Source organism: Wolbachia endosymbiont (group B) of Rhopobota naevana (assembly GCF_947250615.1).
GTDB lineage: Bacteria > Pseudomonadota > Alphaproteobacteria > Rickettsiales > Anaplasmataceae > Wolbachia.
Window position 1 is genome coordinate 204,564 of sequence record NZ_OX366333.1, and the last position, 13,887, is coordinate 218,450.

The following is a 13,887-nucleotide window of genomic DNA, read 5'->3' on the forward strand; positions in this document are numbered from 1 at the left end:
GGTTGTATAATCTATACACATTTGTGACAATTTCTTACCTTCGCTCAAATAACTTTTCAATATCGCTTAATTTCATTTCTATATAGGTTGGTCTTCCGTGATTGCATTGTCCAGAATATGGTGTTTTTTCTATTTGCCTCAACAACTCATTCATCTCCTCTAATTTCATCTTTCTACCTGCTCTAATTGATCCATGACAAGCAATTGTAGCTAGTATTTTATTTATTTTATCCTCTATAGGTAGAGTATCTTCTATTTCTATTAATCTATCCACTATATCAATTAGCATTTTCTTCACATCTATTGACCCTAAGATTGCAGGTATTTCTTTTACTATGATCGCATTTTCTGATTTAATTTCGATATCAAAGCCCATTTCGAAAAGCTTATCCTTATAAACTTCTATCATTTCCATACCGGCTTGACTTTTGATTTCAACCATTTCAGGCAAAAGAAGTTTTTGTCTTTTTATACTTGATTTCTCCTTTAAGCACTCGTATACTAGTCTTTCATGGGCTGCATGCTGATCTACTATAATTAGTTTGTCTCTTGCCTCGGCAATAATATAAGTATTGTAGATTTGACAGTGTGCAAACCCAAGTGGATAGTCCCTTATTAGATCGGTTTGTTTCCTTTCCAAAATTGTAGTTTCTGCTCGTGGAGGAGATTTTTGCATACCAGTATAATCAAACGATTTTGAATGTTCTGATAAGCTTTTTGTCTCTATATTTGGAGAAGTAAATTTTCTCATTAACTGGTTTTCAAAAGGATCCGACCTTCTTCCATAAAATTCATTTTTAAGACTAGACCTACTAAAAGGATCTGATGATAGATGATTCGTTGTTGTTCCATTCTGAGCCAATACAGTTTCTGCAAGATCTATTCTCTTTGATAGCACTTTTATTAGCCCTCTTCTCACTATTTCATATATTAGCCTCTTGTTCTGAAACCTTACCTCTGATTTATTTGGATGCACATTTACATCAACTTGATCATACGGTATCTCTAAGTGCAGCGCTGCAAAAGGATATCTATTGCTTGGAATAAGGTCGTGATACGCATAACGAATTGCACCAATAAGTAGATTATCTTTAATTGGTCTACCATTAACAAATGTATAGATCTGAGTTGAATTGCTACGATTGACAGTAGGTTTACAGATGTATCCTGTAAGTCTAATGCCATCTTCTTCTTCACTAATTTGCAAAGAGTTTTCATGAAATTCTTCTTCTACTTCGCATAGCCTGCTAAATAATGAGTTCTGCTTAGCATACTTAAGAAGCTTCTTATTATCGGAGATAAGAGTAAACTCAATTCCATAATTGATCATTGCTAAGTTGTTTACAATATCAACAATGCTTTGTGTTTCTGCCCTTTCGGTTTTGAGAAATTTTAGTCTATTTGGTGTGGCAAAAAATAAATCTCGTACTTCAATATATGTTCCTATCGATAAAGGATAAGGAACAAGCTCTCCTATTTTTTCTCCCCCCTCATACCTTATAGACCATGCTTGATCTGCTTTGCTTGCCTTAGATGATAATTTTATTCTGCTTACTGCTGCAATTGAAGGCAAAGCTTCTCCTCTAAAGCCAAGATGCTTGATCTCTATCAATTCACTGTCACTCAATTTTGAAGTAGCATGGCGCATAAACGCAAGTTCTAAATCATCCTTTTTTACTCCGCTACCATCATCGATTACAGTAATGAGGTTACGCCCACCACTTTCTATCTTAATTTCTATCTCTGAGCTTCTGGCATCTATTGCATTTTCCACTAATTCCTTTACCACACTTGCAGGCCTTTCTATTACCTCTCCTGCTGCTATACGATTTATGGTTTTTGTATCTAAAAGAACTATTGCCATTATAATGTTGGTTTTTCTTTTACTGCTTTAGTTTGCCCCTCTCTCCATTTTTTTAATCTATCTGCAATTTCACTATTAGAAATCGACAATATAGATGCAGCAGTAATAGCGGCATTGTATGCTCCACTCTCTCCTATAGACATTGTTGCAACTGGAACACCTTTTGGCATCTGCACTATAGATAATAGACTATCTAGCCCATTTAATTGCTTGCTATGCACAGGAATACCGATAACAGGTAAATAAGTAAGCGATGCAGTCATACCAGGTAAATGAGCCGCTCCTCCTGCACCAGCTATAATAACCTTAAAGCCTTTTTCTTGAGCAGACTTAGTAAAATTAAAGAGTCTCTCTGGTGTTCTGTGTGCGGATATTATAAATACATCATGTGAAATTTCCAATTCTTTTAATAGGTTAATAGCATGCACCATAGTGCCATAATCCGACTCGCTTCCCATAATTACAGCAACATCCTTTTTCATTTTTTCTGTATTAGACATGATTTTATTTACTAACCAAATAGTATTTCAGAAGCAACAGATATTTAAATTAAATTACGAATATGATATAGCATTCTTATTAAATAGAAACTTTAAAAATTGAAATGAATCCCTATATTAAAATATAGAGGTATAAATTTCGGATATAAGGGTCTATTCATAATCTTTTTAGAAGCAAAGCGGTGGAAGCAAGAAGACGATTTGTAAGCTAGTATTGAATTTTGCTTATCACAATTGTCTACACTTTTCTATAAGAGTATTAGAGACTTACCTTTTGACAATACGGCAAAGATTTCTACAGTTACATCCTTTTATTTGTTTCTTTGCAATTACTTTTTTATATATGTTTCAAAACACTTTCTTTACTTCCGCTATGTTTTTTACTTCATTTATTAAAATAATCTTGCCATTTTGAAAACATTGTTGATTCACTGAAGCCACTTTTTAGGACCTGTAACACTATGTAAAATATATCCTAAATCTTCTTGATTTTGTTTCTTTCTACAGAACTCTACTCAGTTTTTCTCCTACTCATCTTGCTCTGTTTTCATAATTTACATACTCTATCTCCTGCTTTATTCCTTTCTTGAGATCATGTACAGTCTCTAAAACGAGTTTGTAAAATGATTATTTCTGTATTTTAAACTTTGCAATTTCAACTTATTCTCTTTAATAGTAAGTTTTTTACAAAATAATAGTTTGAAATTACTAGTATTTTGATAAAAATTATAGTCAATTTAAAATTTTGAGTATCAGTATATCATTATAGTTATTGACAAATTATATAATATTAATATATTGGTATATTAAATATTATGATATAATATTTAATAAAGCTAGTTGGTATGTGAGAGTAAAAATTATGGAAACAATATCATTAAACAATCTGGATAGTGAAGCAATAAAAAAAAAATTGCTGAGCATAATAAGTAAAATTATAGGAAAAAATACTTGGACTCAAGCTTGTGCGGCTGAGAAACTTGGTATTGATCAACCAAAGGTGTCACAAATTAAAAGTGGTAAGACAAGTGGTTTTTCTTTAGAGAGACTGTTAGGTTTTTTGAAAAAGCTTGATCATGAAATAACAATTACAATAACAGAAAATCAATCAGTAAAAGCTAAAGAAGAAAAAGTAGAATGTAGAATTGGATCTCAATAGATCCGAAGTTGACATCTTATTTTTTGTGATATAGTATAAAGTTTATCAAGGTAGTATTTTATGATTGAGTCTATTGTAGAAAAGTGTGTAGAACAGGTACACAACCGTTTTAAATTGGTTCTGCTAGCAAGTCAAAGAACGCATGATTTGAGTACAGGGGCAAGCGATCCCGTTGAAATGGTTAAGTTTAAAGATCATAAGGATACGATAGTTTCTTTATATGAAATAGCAGAAAAGAAGGTGAATACTCATGAGTTGTTTAACCTTTTGGTGAAAAGGTGCAAGGAGCACATGAAAGGAAACACAGATAATACTTATATTAATAGTCCAAGTAAGCTAGCAAATTTGTTAAATTTTTCTGATCATCAACTTAACACAAGTCTGGATGTAAGTCAAGAAAGCCACGATGATGAAATAGATGATCAAGATAGTGGTGAAGAAGTACCGATTTAGAAATCTGCAGAGGTTATAATAGCTTATAAATGATTAGTATTGCTATCTATGCGCTTTTGTTCTGTATGAGTGTAATGTTATGTTGTATAGTATTTAGGTCAAGTGATGTGTACAATAAGATTTTAGCATTCAATAGTTTATCAACACAAGTAGTTTTACTCATAACAGCAATATCGATTACTCTGAATGATTTTTTTTTAATTGATATAGCATTACTATATGCTAGCATCAGCTTTATATCAACTATAGCGCTAATGAGATTAATGTTGTTTTGATAATTTATGGTAGCATCCATTCTCATATTTTTAGGTGTTTGTTTAATATTCATTTCAAGCGTAGGAGTAGTAGTATTTCCTGATTTCTATACTAGACTACATGCTGCAGGTATTGCAGATTCTAGTGGCGCAATGTTGTTGTTGATTGGTTTTGCTTGGCAAAATGAATTTTCAATCAATACTATTAAAGTTATATTATTGATTTTTATAATATGGATAGCCAATTCAACTAACAGTTATATTTTAGCGCGTACTTATTATAAAAGTAAAGACTATTAAAGAAGGTTAAGATGCTAGAAATACTGAATCTAATATTACTTTTGCTGTTACTCACGGTTACAGTTTTTATAGTTCTTTCGAAACATTTGGTTGTAAGTGCTGTTCTAATGTGTGTATTTAGTTCACTTATTGCACTTATGTACTTGATTATGAATGCGCCAGATGTTGCAATTACTGAAGCTTCTGTTGGTGCAGGATTGAGCACAGTCTTTACGTTTGCAGCACTCTCTTTGGTAAAGAATTACAAAGCAAATTTATCTCATAGCCCCACAACACTTTTTTTTATGTTATTTTTGACTGCATGTTTATCATACTTTATGATTCAATTACCAGATTTTGGCAGTCATAATGCTCCAGTTCACTTGCACGTTGCTCCTTATTATGTAGAAAATACTGAAAAAGCTATTGGTATTCCTAATATAGTGACAGCTGTTTTAGCAAGCTTTCGTGGCTATGACACATTTGGAGAAACTATAGTAGTTTTTACTGCTGCACTTTGTATAATGTTAATATTAGAAGAGAAAGAAAGTGATTAAAGATCCGGTATTAAGTGCAGTAACATTTTTGATGATACCTTTTATCATTTTGTTTGGTTTATACATACAGTTTCATGGTGACTATACTCCAGGTGGAGGTTTTCAGGCGGGAATAATTATTGCTTCTGGGATAATATTATATTCTATGTTATTTGATATACCTACAACTTTAAAAGCAATACCTTACTCTATTATCAAATTTACTAACGTACTAGGTATTTTAACCTATGGAGGAGCTGGTATTATAACAGTTTTATTTGGCCAAAATTTTTTATCCTATAGTATATTGTCAGCTGATAGTAGAACAGGTCAAAAATTGGGTATTTTCTTAGTGGAGCTGGGTGTATTGCTTACCGTCTCTTCTTCCATGTTAATCATATATATAAATTTCGCTCGCAGGAAAAAACAATGACTCTATATAATTATGTAGGCATTACTATATTAATGGTGCTAGGTTTCTATATCATTGTAAATGATAAAAACTTAATCAAAAAAATGATGGGATTAAGTGTCTTACAAGCATCTGTTTTGTTGTTTTACATATCTTTAGGGTATGTAAAAAGTTCTTTACCTCCTATATTGACTTCAAATTTTCACTTATATACCAATCCTATACCTCACGTCTTAATGCTTACTGCTATAGTGGTTGGAATTGCAACATTTTCAGTTGGATTGTCCATAGTAGTAAGAATGGAGAGATTAGTTGATTAAGAAGAGTGTGAATAAATTGACAGTATCTTAAACTATATGAAGTAGCAAGTAACTATAAATTAAGAATAAAACTATAAGCTTGCTAATTGTAAGTTTATTTGATAAATAAGAAATAAAATTATAAACTGTAAAGGTAATGATGTCAACTATTAATGGTACGGAAGATAGGAAAAAGATCATCAAAGATCTTGTAACCAAAAGTATAAGAAAGGGCGGTTTTATCACTTTTGATGATATAAATGATAAGTTGTCAGATGAAAGTTTTCCACCTGATTTTATAGATGATACTATAGCTTTATTGCAAGACTCTGGAATTAACATACTCGAAAGTAGTGAAGATGAGGAAGAAGCTCCTTCTAATGATGATGGTAATAAGCTTGATGATGATGAGACATCGTTGAATACTACTACAACTTTAGTGCAAAATGATGATCCAGTAAGGATTTATTTACAAGATATGAGCTCTGTAAAGCTTTTGTCACGAGCAGATGAAATTAAGATAGCAAAAAAAATTGAATCTGAAAAGCATAACATGTTACGTGCAATAATTGAAACATCAGTGGCATTCAACATGATCAAAACATGGCGTGATGATTTAAGTGGGGGAACTTTTTTGCTGAGAGAAATGATAAATCTAGATGCAATTTATAACTCTGATTTCAATATGGTAGCCAAAGAAGAAAGTGAAGCTGAAGATGTTAAAGATTATGTTGATGATGAGGAAAAAGGCAACGATGAAAAGGGAAATGAGAGTGAAGATATAAGTTCAGCGAATTTAAACATTTCTGTTCTTGAAATGGAAAGTGATTTATTGCCAAAGGTTATCACAGCATTGGATGAGATCATTACTTTAACAAATGAAGCATTGGTATTGAAAAAAAATTCTAAAGATTTCTCTAATGAGCTAGAAAATTTATATAATCAAATATGGTCTGTAGCATTACAAATTCAGTTTAGTGATGCTGCTATTGCCAGAATTACACAAAAACTTTACGAAATAAATAGACTAATCACGTTTGAAGAAGCTAATCTTATTACTGAGGCTAGAAAGTACGATATTGATAGAGAAAGTTTCTATAATATTTATTGTGCTGTGCTTTTAGAGCACGAATTGAGCGAAATCAGTCTTTTAAAGAAGAATGAAAATCATTCCCTTTTTACAGGTGAATTAAAAAATAAATTCTTAAGGTTTATAAACGATAACTATGAATATATAGCTAGTGCCTTAAGAAATATTAAGAGTTATGTACAAGGAGATAAAGTACAAGAGTTTAAGGAGCTAATCAAGAGAATACAAAAACACGAACGAGAAGTCTCTGAAGCAAAGCAAGAGATGATAAAGGCTAATTTAAGGCTAGTGGTTTCAATTGCTAAAAAGTATTCAAAAAGAGGACTTGATCTACTTGACTTGATACAAGAAGGCAATATTGGTCTTATGAAGGCTGTAGATAAGTTTGATTACAAACGTGGATATAAATTTTCGACTTATGGTACTTGGTGGGTAAAACAATCAATAACTAGGGCAATACCTGAACAGTCTAAAGTAGTTAGAATACCAGTTCATATGGTGGAAATTATCAGTAAAATCAATAAAGCATTAAGAAAGATGACTCATGGAATGGGTAGAGAGCCAACATTAGAGGAATTAAGTATAGAATTGGCAATGCCGATAGAAAGAATACGTAAAGTTATGAAAATAGCAAGAGATCCAGTAAGTCTTGAAGCTCCAACAGGAAAGGATGATAGTAGTACCTTCGGTGATTGTATAGAAGATAAGCGAGTTTCTAAACCAGAGGATGCTGCAATACTTGCCGACTTGCGTGGCATTACGACCAATGTTCTTGCAACTTTAACACCAAAAGAAGAAAGAATTCTAAGGATGCGCTTTGGCCTTGGTAAAGATGGAAAGGAGCATACCTTAGAAGAAGTAGGAAAAATTTTTAATGTTACACGTGAAAGAATTAGGCAAATAGAGGCAAAAGCACTACGTAAGTTGAAACATCCAAGCCGTGCTAAAAAACTTAGAGGTTTCTTTTAAGGCAGAAGGGCTGCTCAAAAAATAGGTAAAATTCAGCCAAAGTTCTATAATTTTACCCTATTTTTCTTTTTTTATAGGCTTCATAGAGCAGTATGATTAGATATTGAATGTTATGGCAAATGAAAAGAATAACTCTAATTCAAAGTGTAAAAATTTTTGTGTTCTGGGTGATAGTTTATCTGATAATGGTGTAATTATTGAAATTTTAATAACTTATCCTTTGTAAGAAACGTGAAACTTAATGCCCCTTTTTATTAAGGAGGATTTTTAGCAATGGCCTTACTGTTGTTGAATATGTAGCAAGGTATTTAGGTTTAGAAGAATTTAAGTCATCATGGAGATGCTCATTTTTTGATCGATACTATGAACAGTAAGGTCATAACTATGCGATTTTATATGCAACAGCATCTGAAATTCTTAACCCTATTTTTTCTTATTTCCTCAATAAATTTCGTTTAGTTAATCAGCTAAACGCAGTAATTAAACATCATCCAGACGTAGGTAAAGGAGATTTTATTTTTCATTATAATCGAGGAAATAATATTATGGGTGCCACTGCTTATAACAATGTTAAAGCAGAAAAAGTATTAAAATAAAGCGGTTAGTGAAATATGTAATGCATTTGGTTCTAAATGAATATGGTGTAAAGCATGTGATTGTTGCAAATGTGACTGAGGTTGGTTTGATACTAGCTTTAATAAAGACGAAAAGCAAGAGAGCTGGCTGCAAAGCTTACACAGAGTTTCAATACAAAATTAGCTAATGATTTAGATTATATGAAGAAAGGTGCAGATCTTGAAATAAAAGCATTCGATCTTAATTCTAAAATGAAAAGTATGCTTGGTAAATATAAGAGCAAAGGGTTAAATAATCGAGATGCATACCTATCAAACATCGTAGACCAGTTTGGGGGAGGGTGATTTGGAAAAAGTATAAAGATACTCTTGTTGATATTTAAAGGAAGGCTTGATACTTACTATAATTCTGGATGCAGCCAGAAATACTAAAGGATTATTTCTTTTTTGATTATTTTTATCCAACTGCAGAACCTTATTGTGAAGTTGGTAATGAAATGTATGAGTTGATAAAAAATTAGATTTCTTTTAAACATCTTTACGGTTTGTAGTAACTATCTGTGTAGCTGAATGGTAAAGGGAGGGGGTAAACAAAGTAATCTAAAATATAGAGAAAATACAACGGTGCTTGATACATAGCTATTGCGATTTTATCCTCTTTTTGTCATTTTAGTGCTAGAATGACATTCTGCGAGTGAAGTTTATTCTTTGATATATTAACTATAAATATAGAGAAGTCTTACTAAATAAAAAGGTAAAAGGAACCTCTGAGTAGTGAAATTTTGACTCTATATTACTGTAAGTGGTGCTGTAATAATGTTCTAACAAGCGCGACTTGGCTGAGTATAGAAAAAATTTAAAAAACCGCTATAATTTTACGTAATCTACCAATAAACACCTAAGTTTTTACTGGATTTTGTGATTGATCCTACAGTCAAAAACAAATTTTGAGTCATAAATACTTTTAGTGCCCTAATAAAATAGGGAGGTTTGTCAAGTAAAGTTCTTTATTTCATCAGATGCGCTGCCAAATTGTTATGCAAGCAAGTTTTTTAGTTTTCGTATATCCGAAGTAATTCTTGTGCATTGGCCTTGATTAGAGTCGGACATTCTCTATCATTTAATAATGAATGCAATATTTCAATTGCACCTTTAATGTCGTTACTGTGTATCTTTACTATAGCGATAGCTTCTTGGCTTGAATAAGGGTACACTGCATTTGATTCTAAATTACTAATTTTATCTCTATTTGTTTTTTCACCGCTGGAGTGAAGTAAGCTCATTACTTCTAAGTATTGTGCTAACTCACGCAAAACATCAGGAGCATCTTTATCGTCTGCCAAATCATTATAAATAATAGATGCTGTGTCTGTTGGCATTGAATCTGAGATATGATTGAATGCGCGTTCAAAATTTGCTAAATACTCCCAATTTGAATCTATTTCTTCTAGCAGTGACTTATTATCTTTTTTTAAGAATAATACTTCGTAAAACTTGTCACCTGCAGTTATAGATTGTTTTGTGTTATCAATGTTGCGCAATAAGTATAATGTGATGCCAACTAACATTGGCGCGAGTGCAAGCAGAAAGATGTATTTTTTCATGGTAATATTCCAAATAGTTATATATTTATACATTAATGCTTTTGATTTGCAAAAACATATTGACATAGTGATTATATCACATAATAATATTGTTAGAGTTGTTTGAATAGTTGGAGATTAAAATATTTCTAAAGTAGAAATAAAGACAGCAGTATTAAGCTAAATTATTTTTTGTCGGATTTATCCGATGTACCCTCAACCTTTTATAGGTTGAAGTCTAAATTTGAGAGTTTGATCCTGGCTCAGAATGAACGCTGGCGGCAGGCCTAACACATGCAAGTCGAACGGAGTTATATTGTAGCTTGCTATGGTATAACTTAGTGGCAGACGGGTGAGTAATGTATAGGAATCTACCTAGTAGTACGGAATAATTGTTGGAAACGGCAACTAATACCGTATACGCCCTACGGGGGAAAAATTTATTGCTATTAGATGAGCCTATATTAGATTAGCTAGTTGGTGGAGTAATAGCCTACCAAGGCAATGATCTATAGCTGATCTGAGAGGATGATCAGCCACACTGGAACTGAGATACGGTCCAGACTCCTACGGGAGGCAGCAGTGGGGAATATTGGACAATGGGCGAAAGCCTGATCCAGCCATGCCGCATGAGTGAAGAAGGCCTTTGGGTTGTAAAGCTCTTTTAGTGAGGAAGATAATGACGGTACTCACAGAAGAAGTCCTGGCTAACTCCGTGCCAGCAGCCGCGGTAATACGGAGAGGGCTAGCGTTATTCGGAATTATTGGGCGTAAAGGGCGCGTAGGCTGGTTAATAAGTTAAAAGTGAAATCCCGAGGCTTAACCTTGGAATTGCTTTTAAAACTATTAATCTAGAGATTGAAAGAGGATAGAGGAATTCCTGATGTAGAGGTAAAATTCGTAAATATTAGGAGGAACACCAGTGGCGAAGGCGTCTATCTGGTTCAAATCTGACGCTGAAGCGCGAAGGCGTGGGGAGCAAACAGGATTAGATACCCTGGTAGTCCACGCTGTAAACGATGAATGTTAAATATGGGAAGTTTACTTTCTGTATTACAGCTAACGCGTTAAACATTCCGCCTGGGGACTACGGTCGCAAGATTAAAACTCAAAGGAATTGACGGGGACCCGCACAAGCGGTGGAGCATGTGGTTTAATTCGATGCAACGCGAAAAACCTTACCACTTCTTGACATGGAAATCATACCTATTCGAAGGGATAGGGTCGGTTCGGCCGGATTTTACACAAGTGTTGCATGGCTGTCGTCAGCTCGTGTCGTGAGATGTTGGGTTAAGTCCCGCAACGAGCGCAACCCTCATCCTTAGTTGCTATCAGGTAATGCTGAGTACTTTAAGGAAACTGCCAGTGATAAGCTGGAGGAAGGTGGGGATGATGTCAAGTCATCATGGCCTTTATGGAGTGGGCTACACACGTGCTACAATGGTGTCTACAATGGGCTGCAAGGTGCGCAAGCCTAAGCTAATCCCTAAAAGACATCTCAGTTCGGATTGTACTCTGCAACTCGAGTACATGAAGTTGGAATCGCTAGTAATCGTGGATCAGCATGCCACGGTGAATACGTTCTCGGGTCTTGTACACACTGCCCGTCACGCCATGGGAATTGGTTTCACTCGAAGCTAATGGCCTAACCGCAAGGAAGGAGTTATTTAAAGTGGGATCAGTGACTGGGGTGAAGTCGTAACAAGGTAGCAGTAGGGGAATCTGCAGCTGGATTACCTCCTTAGGCTTTGTACGTAATTCACCATTTCAAATAATAGTGTCATTATGTACTATACTGCTGTCTTTACTTCTACTTTATTTTTTAATTTCTCGATAACGAAATTTTATGAGTAACAGGCCTCTTTCCCCACATTTACAAATATATAAAGTACAAGTTACTAGTTTTTTTTCTATTATGCATAGATTGACTGGTATCTTGCTATTTCTTTTATTAATCATACTTTCTTGGTATTTTATATTATATGTTTACTCCCCTAAGTTAATTATAGTAAGGTGCTTAAATGCATTATTGTTCACTCCTGTTGCTAAATTAGCTTATATCTTATGCTTTGTAAGCTTTGTGTATCATTTTCTTAATGGTATTCGTCATTTATTGTGGGATGCTGGGCTTAATTTAGAAATTGCTAGTGTTTTAAAAAGTGCTATATTACTAACAATAATGCTATTTCTTTCTACTATGGCTTTTTTATTTATATTTATATGAGTCAATCTGTAAATTCAGTACATCATTGGTGGATCCAGCGTGTTTCTGCGGTGATTTTGTTATTTTTATTTCCTTGGTTTATTTACTCATTTTCTTGCACATTTTATGTTGATAGCCCTTTATCTTTTAATGAAAAATTATTTCAGGCTATTAATCATCCACTAGAGCTTTTGTTTTTTGTTATACTGGTGTTTTGCATTTTTTGGCATGCAGTTCTTGGAATGCAGGTAGTGTGTGAAGATTATATAGACAGAGTACCTCTAAGGATTTTTACAATTACATGCATGAAATACTTATCAAGCATTACTTATATAGTCCTTGCTTTTACGACTTTTTTCTTTTATAGGCATATTTTCTTGTAAAGTTGCCAGTTCTATGTTAATATATTATTAGTGTACTAGTTTTATTATTGAACTATAGCGATTTTGGTTTAGCAATATGTTAGAGACATTGAAAAAGTGGGGAATAGACCTTACGCTAAAGGTGAAGGATCTATTTAGTTCATCTGAGTCTCAAGTTTATGTCAAAGACCTTAGAAAGGTAATGATATATGAGGATGGACGAAAGTGTCAATATCCAAAAAATTATGATCAGATTGTAGATTCTGGGAGAGTTGTAAAAAAAAATGACAAGCTTGTAAAAGATAAAGACGGAAATCCAGAGTACCAGCTTATATATAATGAATACAAATTTGATCTAGCCTTGGTTAAGGAAATTGATAAAAAATCTTACTTTACTATTGACTTTTTAGTTAGTAAAGGTAGGCGTGAGGTTAATGATTATAGTAAATTTTATAAGCCATTTAAGTTTTCAAAAATAGATCTTGAAAAACACTTGCCGGTCTTTGAGGTTGATACTAAGTTACTTAGATTAACTAATTCTTCTTTTCTTGCTAAAAAAGGTTGCTTCATCAATGATGACACGGGAGAAGTTGATGAGAAAGATAGAGATGAAAAAGGAAGAAATGGAAAATTACTATACGCTAGTGATTACAAGAAGCTAAGCACCCATTTTTCAGAAATTAGAGATCAGGATGGTAATCTAGAGCTAGATAAAAGTCTTATATCTGTTTCTATCGTTTTTGCTACAAGCTTGGCTAAAGTTTGTACTAAATTGTTGACCTCTCTTCCTATAAAGTTAGGGGAGTATTTAATAAGCGAACAAAACCCAATTGCAAAGTCTTTTGGCTATCTTTTGTTCACCCCTGCAATGGCAGTAAAAAATTTAGTGAATATGGGAGCTACCATACTTAAGGCTCCAATTTTATTGTTTGTAGCAAATGAGAAAAAGTATGGTGATGCTTATCTTACTATGTGGAAACACCAATTGAAAGAATGTTGGAAAGAAGTAAAAAGCGACTTTAATGTTGTTACAAATGGGGAAAGGCCAAAGCCGAAGCAGAAGGATCATAAGCCACTTAGCATAGCGGGTACATGGAAAGAGCTTAACGCTAGAAAATCAGATATTGAAAAAAACTTAGAGAAGGGGTTGAGCAAAAATAGTGAAAGTATAGATAAATCTAGAGAACTAGGTGTTGGAGAAAGCTTAAAGGAAAAGTTGCAAAACAAAACTGATGAAAAAGTAGCTGCAGCCGTTAATCAAAAAAGCAACACTCCTCATATTGATAGAGAGATAGAAAGAAGACAAGACTCATCACGAAATGTAGGGACTCCATCACGCTCGTAGTCAA

General features: G+C 33.5%; 16 protein-coding genes and 1 rRNA gene. 14 read left to right on the plus strand and 3 right to left on the minus strand.

Annotated features, from left to right (window positions below; all coding sequences use genetic code 11):
- Positions 1 to 34: 34 nt before the first annotated feature.
- Entirely contained in the window at positions 35 to 1,864 is a 1,830-nt protein-coding gene (gene mutL, locus OOL01_RS01105) for a DNA mismatch repair endonuclease MutL (protein WP_264686916.1), read from the minus strand.
- The gene (gene purE, locus OOL01_RS01110; protein ID WP_264686917.1) at positions 1,864 to 2,364 is read right to left on the minus strand and encodes a 5-(carboxyamino)imidazole ribonucleotide mutase; all 501 of its coding nucleotides are present in this window, start codon (positions 2,362 to 2,364) and stop codon (positions 1,864 to 1,866) included. The genes mutL and purE overlap by 1 nt, the downstream gene beginning before the upstream one ends.
- Positions 2,365 to 3,226: 862 nt before the next feature.
- Here purE and OOL01_RS01115 point away from each other — a divergent pair.
- The 10 genes from OOL01_RS01115 (at position 3,227) to OOL01_RS01160 (ending at position 8,735) form a co-directional block, all read left to right on the plus strand.
- Complete coding sequence (locus tag OOL01_RS01115; RefSeq protein ID WP_064085421.1) at positions 3,227 to 3,523, plus strand: helix-turn-helix domain-containing protein; 297 nt, start codon at positions 3,227 to 3,229, stop codon at positions 3,521 to 3,523.
- 60 nt (positions 3,524 to 3,583) lie between these two features.
- Positions 3,584 to 3,976 (plus strand): DNA-directed RNA polymerase subunit omega, encoded by a 393-nt coding sequence (rpoZ, locus tag OOL01_RS01120; RefSeq protein WP_264682592.1) that lies wholly within the window; start codon positions 3,584 to 3,586, stop codon positions 3,974 to 3,976.
- A 29-nt stretch (positions 3,977 to 4,005) separates the two neighbouring features.
- The gene (locus OOL01_RS01125) at positions 4,006 to 4,251 is read left to right on the plus strand and encodes a monovalent cation/H+ antiporter complex subunit F (RefSeq protein WP_010404268.1); all 246 of its coding nucleotides are present in this window, start codon (positions 4,006 to 4,008) and stop codon (positions 4,249 to 4,251) included.
- Between the two features lie 6 nt (positions 4,252 to 4,257).
- Positions 4,258 to 4,530, plus strand: a complete 273-nt coding sequence (mnhG, locus tag OOL01_RS01130) for a monovalent cation/H(+) antiporter subunit G (RefSeq protein WP_064085418.1) — start codon at positions 4,258 to 4,260, stop codon at positions 4,528 to 4,530.
- 11 nt (positions 4,531 to 4,541) lie between these two features.
- Complete coding sequence (locus OOL01_RS01135; protein ID WP_010404272.1) at positions 4,542 to 5,066, plus strand: DUF4040 domain-containing protein; 525 nt, start codon at positions 4,542 to 4,544, stop codon at positions 5,064 to 5,066.
- Positions 5,059 to 5,478 (plus strand): Na(+)/H(+) antiporter subunit B, encoded by a 420-nt coding sequence (locus tag OOL01_RS01140; protein ID WP_064085417.1) that lies wholly within the window; start codon positions 5,059 to 5,061, stop codon positions 5,476 to 5,478. The genes OOL01_RS01135 and OOL01_RS01140 overlap by 8 nt, the downstream gene beginning before the upstream one ends.
- Positions 5,475 to 5,777 carry a cation:proton antiporter subunit C gene (locus OOL01_RS01145; RefSeq protein WP_010404276.1) on the plus strand — a complete coding sequence of 101 codons (303 nt, stop codon included), beginning with the start codon at positions 5,475 to 5,477 and terminating at the stop codon, positions 5,775 to 5,777. The genes OOL01_RS01140 and OOL01_RS01145 overlap by 4 nt, the downstream gene beginning before the upstream one ends.
- A 139-nt stretch (positions 5,778 to 5,916) precedes the next feature.
- Complete coding sequence (gene rpoD / locus OOL01_RS01150; protein WP_264376177.1) at positions 5,917 to 7,815, plus strand: RNA polymerase sigma factor RpoD; 1,899 nt, start codon at positions 5,917 to 5,919, stop codon at positions 7,813 to 7,815.
- A gap of 616 nt (positions 7,816 to 8,431) precedes the next feature.
- Entirely contained in the window at positions 8,432 to 8,578 is a 147-nt protein-coding gene (locus tag OOL01_RS01155) for a GDSL family lipase (RefSeq protein WP_236607939.1), read from the plus strand.
- Positions 8,579 to 8,591: 13 nt separating this feature from the next.
- Positions 8,592 to 8,735 (plus strand): GDSL family lipase, encoded by a 144-nt coding sequence (locus OOL01_RS01160; RefSeq protein WP_264686918.1) that lies wholly within the window; start codon positions 8,592 to 8,594, stop codon positions 8,733 to 8,735.
- Positions 8,736 to 9,442: 707 nt separating this feature from the next.
- Here OOL01_RS01160 and OOL01_RS01165 read toward each other — a convergent pair.
- On the minus strand, positions 9,443 to 10,060 hold the full coding sequence (locus tag OOL01_RS01165; protein ID WP_029237695.1) for a hypothetical protein: 618 nt from the start codon (positions 10,058 to 10,060) through the stop codon (positions 9,443 to 9,445).
- Between the two features lie 153 nt (positions 10,061 to 10,213).
- Between OOL01_RS01165 and OOL01_RS01170 the strand changes: the two genes are divergently transcribed.
- The 4 genes from OOL01_RS01170 (at position 10,214) to OOL01_RS01185 (ending at position 13,883) form a co-directional block, all read left to right on the plus strand.
- A 16S ribosomal RNA gene (locus tag OOL01_RS01170) occupies positions 10,214 to 11,717 on the plus strand.
- Between the two features lie 102 nt (positions 11,718 to 11,819).
- On the plus strand, positions 11,820 to 12,197 hold the full coding sequence (gene sdhC, locus OOL01_RS01175; RefSeq protein ID WP_264686919.1) for a succinate dehydrogenase, cytochrome b556 subunit: 378 nt from the start codon (positions 11,820 to 11,822) through the stop codon (positions 12,195 to 12,197).
- A complete protein-coding gene (gene sdhD, locus OOL01_RS01180; protein WP_064085698.1) occupies positions 12,194 to 12,559 on the plus strand; it encodes a succinate dehydrogenase, hydrophobic membrane anchor protein in 366 nt (121 codons plus the stop codon). Before sdhC ends, sdhD begins: the two co-directional genes overlap by 4 nt.
- A 76-nt stretch (positions 12,560 to 12,635) precedes the next feature.
- Positions 12,636 to 13,883: a hypothetical protein gene (locus OOL01_RS01185; RefSeq protein ID WP_139686622.1), complete on the plus strand. Its 1,248-nt coding sequence runs from the start codon at positions 12,636 to 12,638 to the stop codon at positions 13,881 to 13,883.
- Positions 13,884 to 13,887: the final 4 nt, after the last annotated feature.

Excerpts from the sequence above, each read along its gene's own strand:
- mutL (WP_264686916.1), bottom strand. The coding sequence starts at position 1,864 with ATGGCAATAGTTCTTTTAGATACAAAAACCATAAATCGTATAGCAGCA.
- purE (WP_264686917.1), bottom strand. The coding sequence starts at position 2,364 with ATGTCTAATACAGAAAAAATGAAAAAGGATGTTGCTGTAATTATGGGA.
- OOL01_RS01115 (WP_064085421.1), top strand. The coding sequence starts at position 3,227 with ATGGAAACAATATCATTAAACAATCTGGATAGTGAAGCAATAAAAAAA.
- rpoZ (WP_264682592.1), top strand. The coding sequence starts at position 3,584 with ATGATTGAGTCTATTGTAGAAAAGTGTGTAGAACAGGTACACAACCGT.
- OOL01_RS01125 (WP_010404268.1), top strand. The coding sequence starts at position 4,006 with ATGATTAGTATTGCTATCTATGCGCTTTTGTTCTGTATGAGTGTAATG.
- mnhG (WP_064085418.1), top strand. The coding sequence starts at position 4,258 with ATGGTAGCATCCATTCTCATATTTTTAGGTGTTTGTTTAATATTCATT.
- OOL01_RS01135 (WP_010404272.1), top strand. The coding sequence starts at position 4,542 with ATGCTAGAAATACTGAATCTAATATTACTTTTGCTGTTACTCACGGTT.
- OOL01_RS01145 (WP_010404276.1), top strand. The coding sequence starts at position 5,475 with ATGACTCTATATAATTATGTAGGCATTACTATATTAATGGTGCTAGGT.
- rpoD (WP_264376177.1), top strand. The coding sequence starts at position 5,917 with ATGTCAACTATTAATGGTACGGAAGATAGGAAAAAGATCATCAAAGAT.
- OOL01_RS01155 (WP_236607939.1), top strand. The coding sequence starts at position 8,432 with ATGCATTTGGTTCTAAATGAATATGGTGTAAAGCATGTGATTGTTGCA.
- OOL01_RS01160 (WP_264686918.1), top strand. The coding sequence starts at position 8,592 with ATGAAGAAAGGTGCAGATCTTGAAATAAAAGCATTCGATCTTAATTCT.
- OOL01_RS01165 (WP_029237695.1), bottom strand. The coding sequence starts at position 10,060 with ATGTCAATATGTTTTTGCAAATCAAAAGCATTAATGTATAAATATATA.
- sdhC (WP_264686919.1), top strand. The coding sequence starts at position 11,820 with ATGAGTAACAGGCCTCTTTCCCCACATTTACAAATATATAAAGTACAA.
- sdhD (WP_064085698.1), top strand. The coding sequence starts at position 12,194 with ATGAGTCAATCTGTAAATTCAGTACATCATTGGTGGATCCAGCGTGTT.
- OOL01_RS01185 (WP_139686622.1), top strand. The coding sequence starts at position 12,636 with ATGTTAGAGACATTGAAAAAGTGGGGAATAGACCTTACGCTAAAGGTG.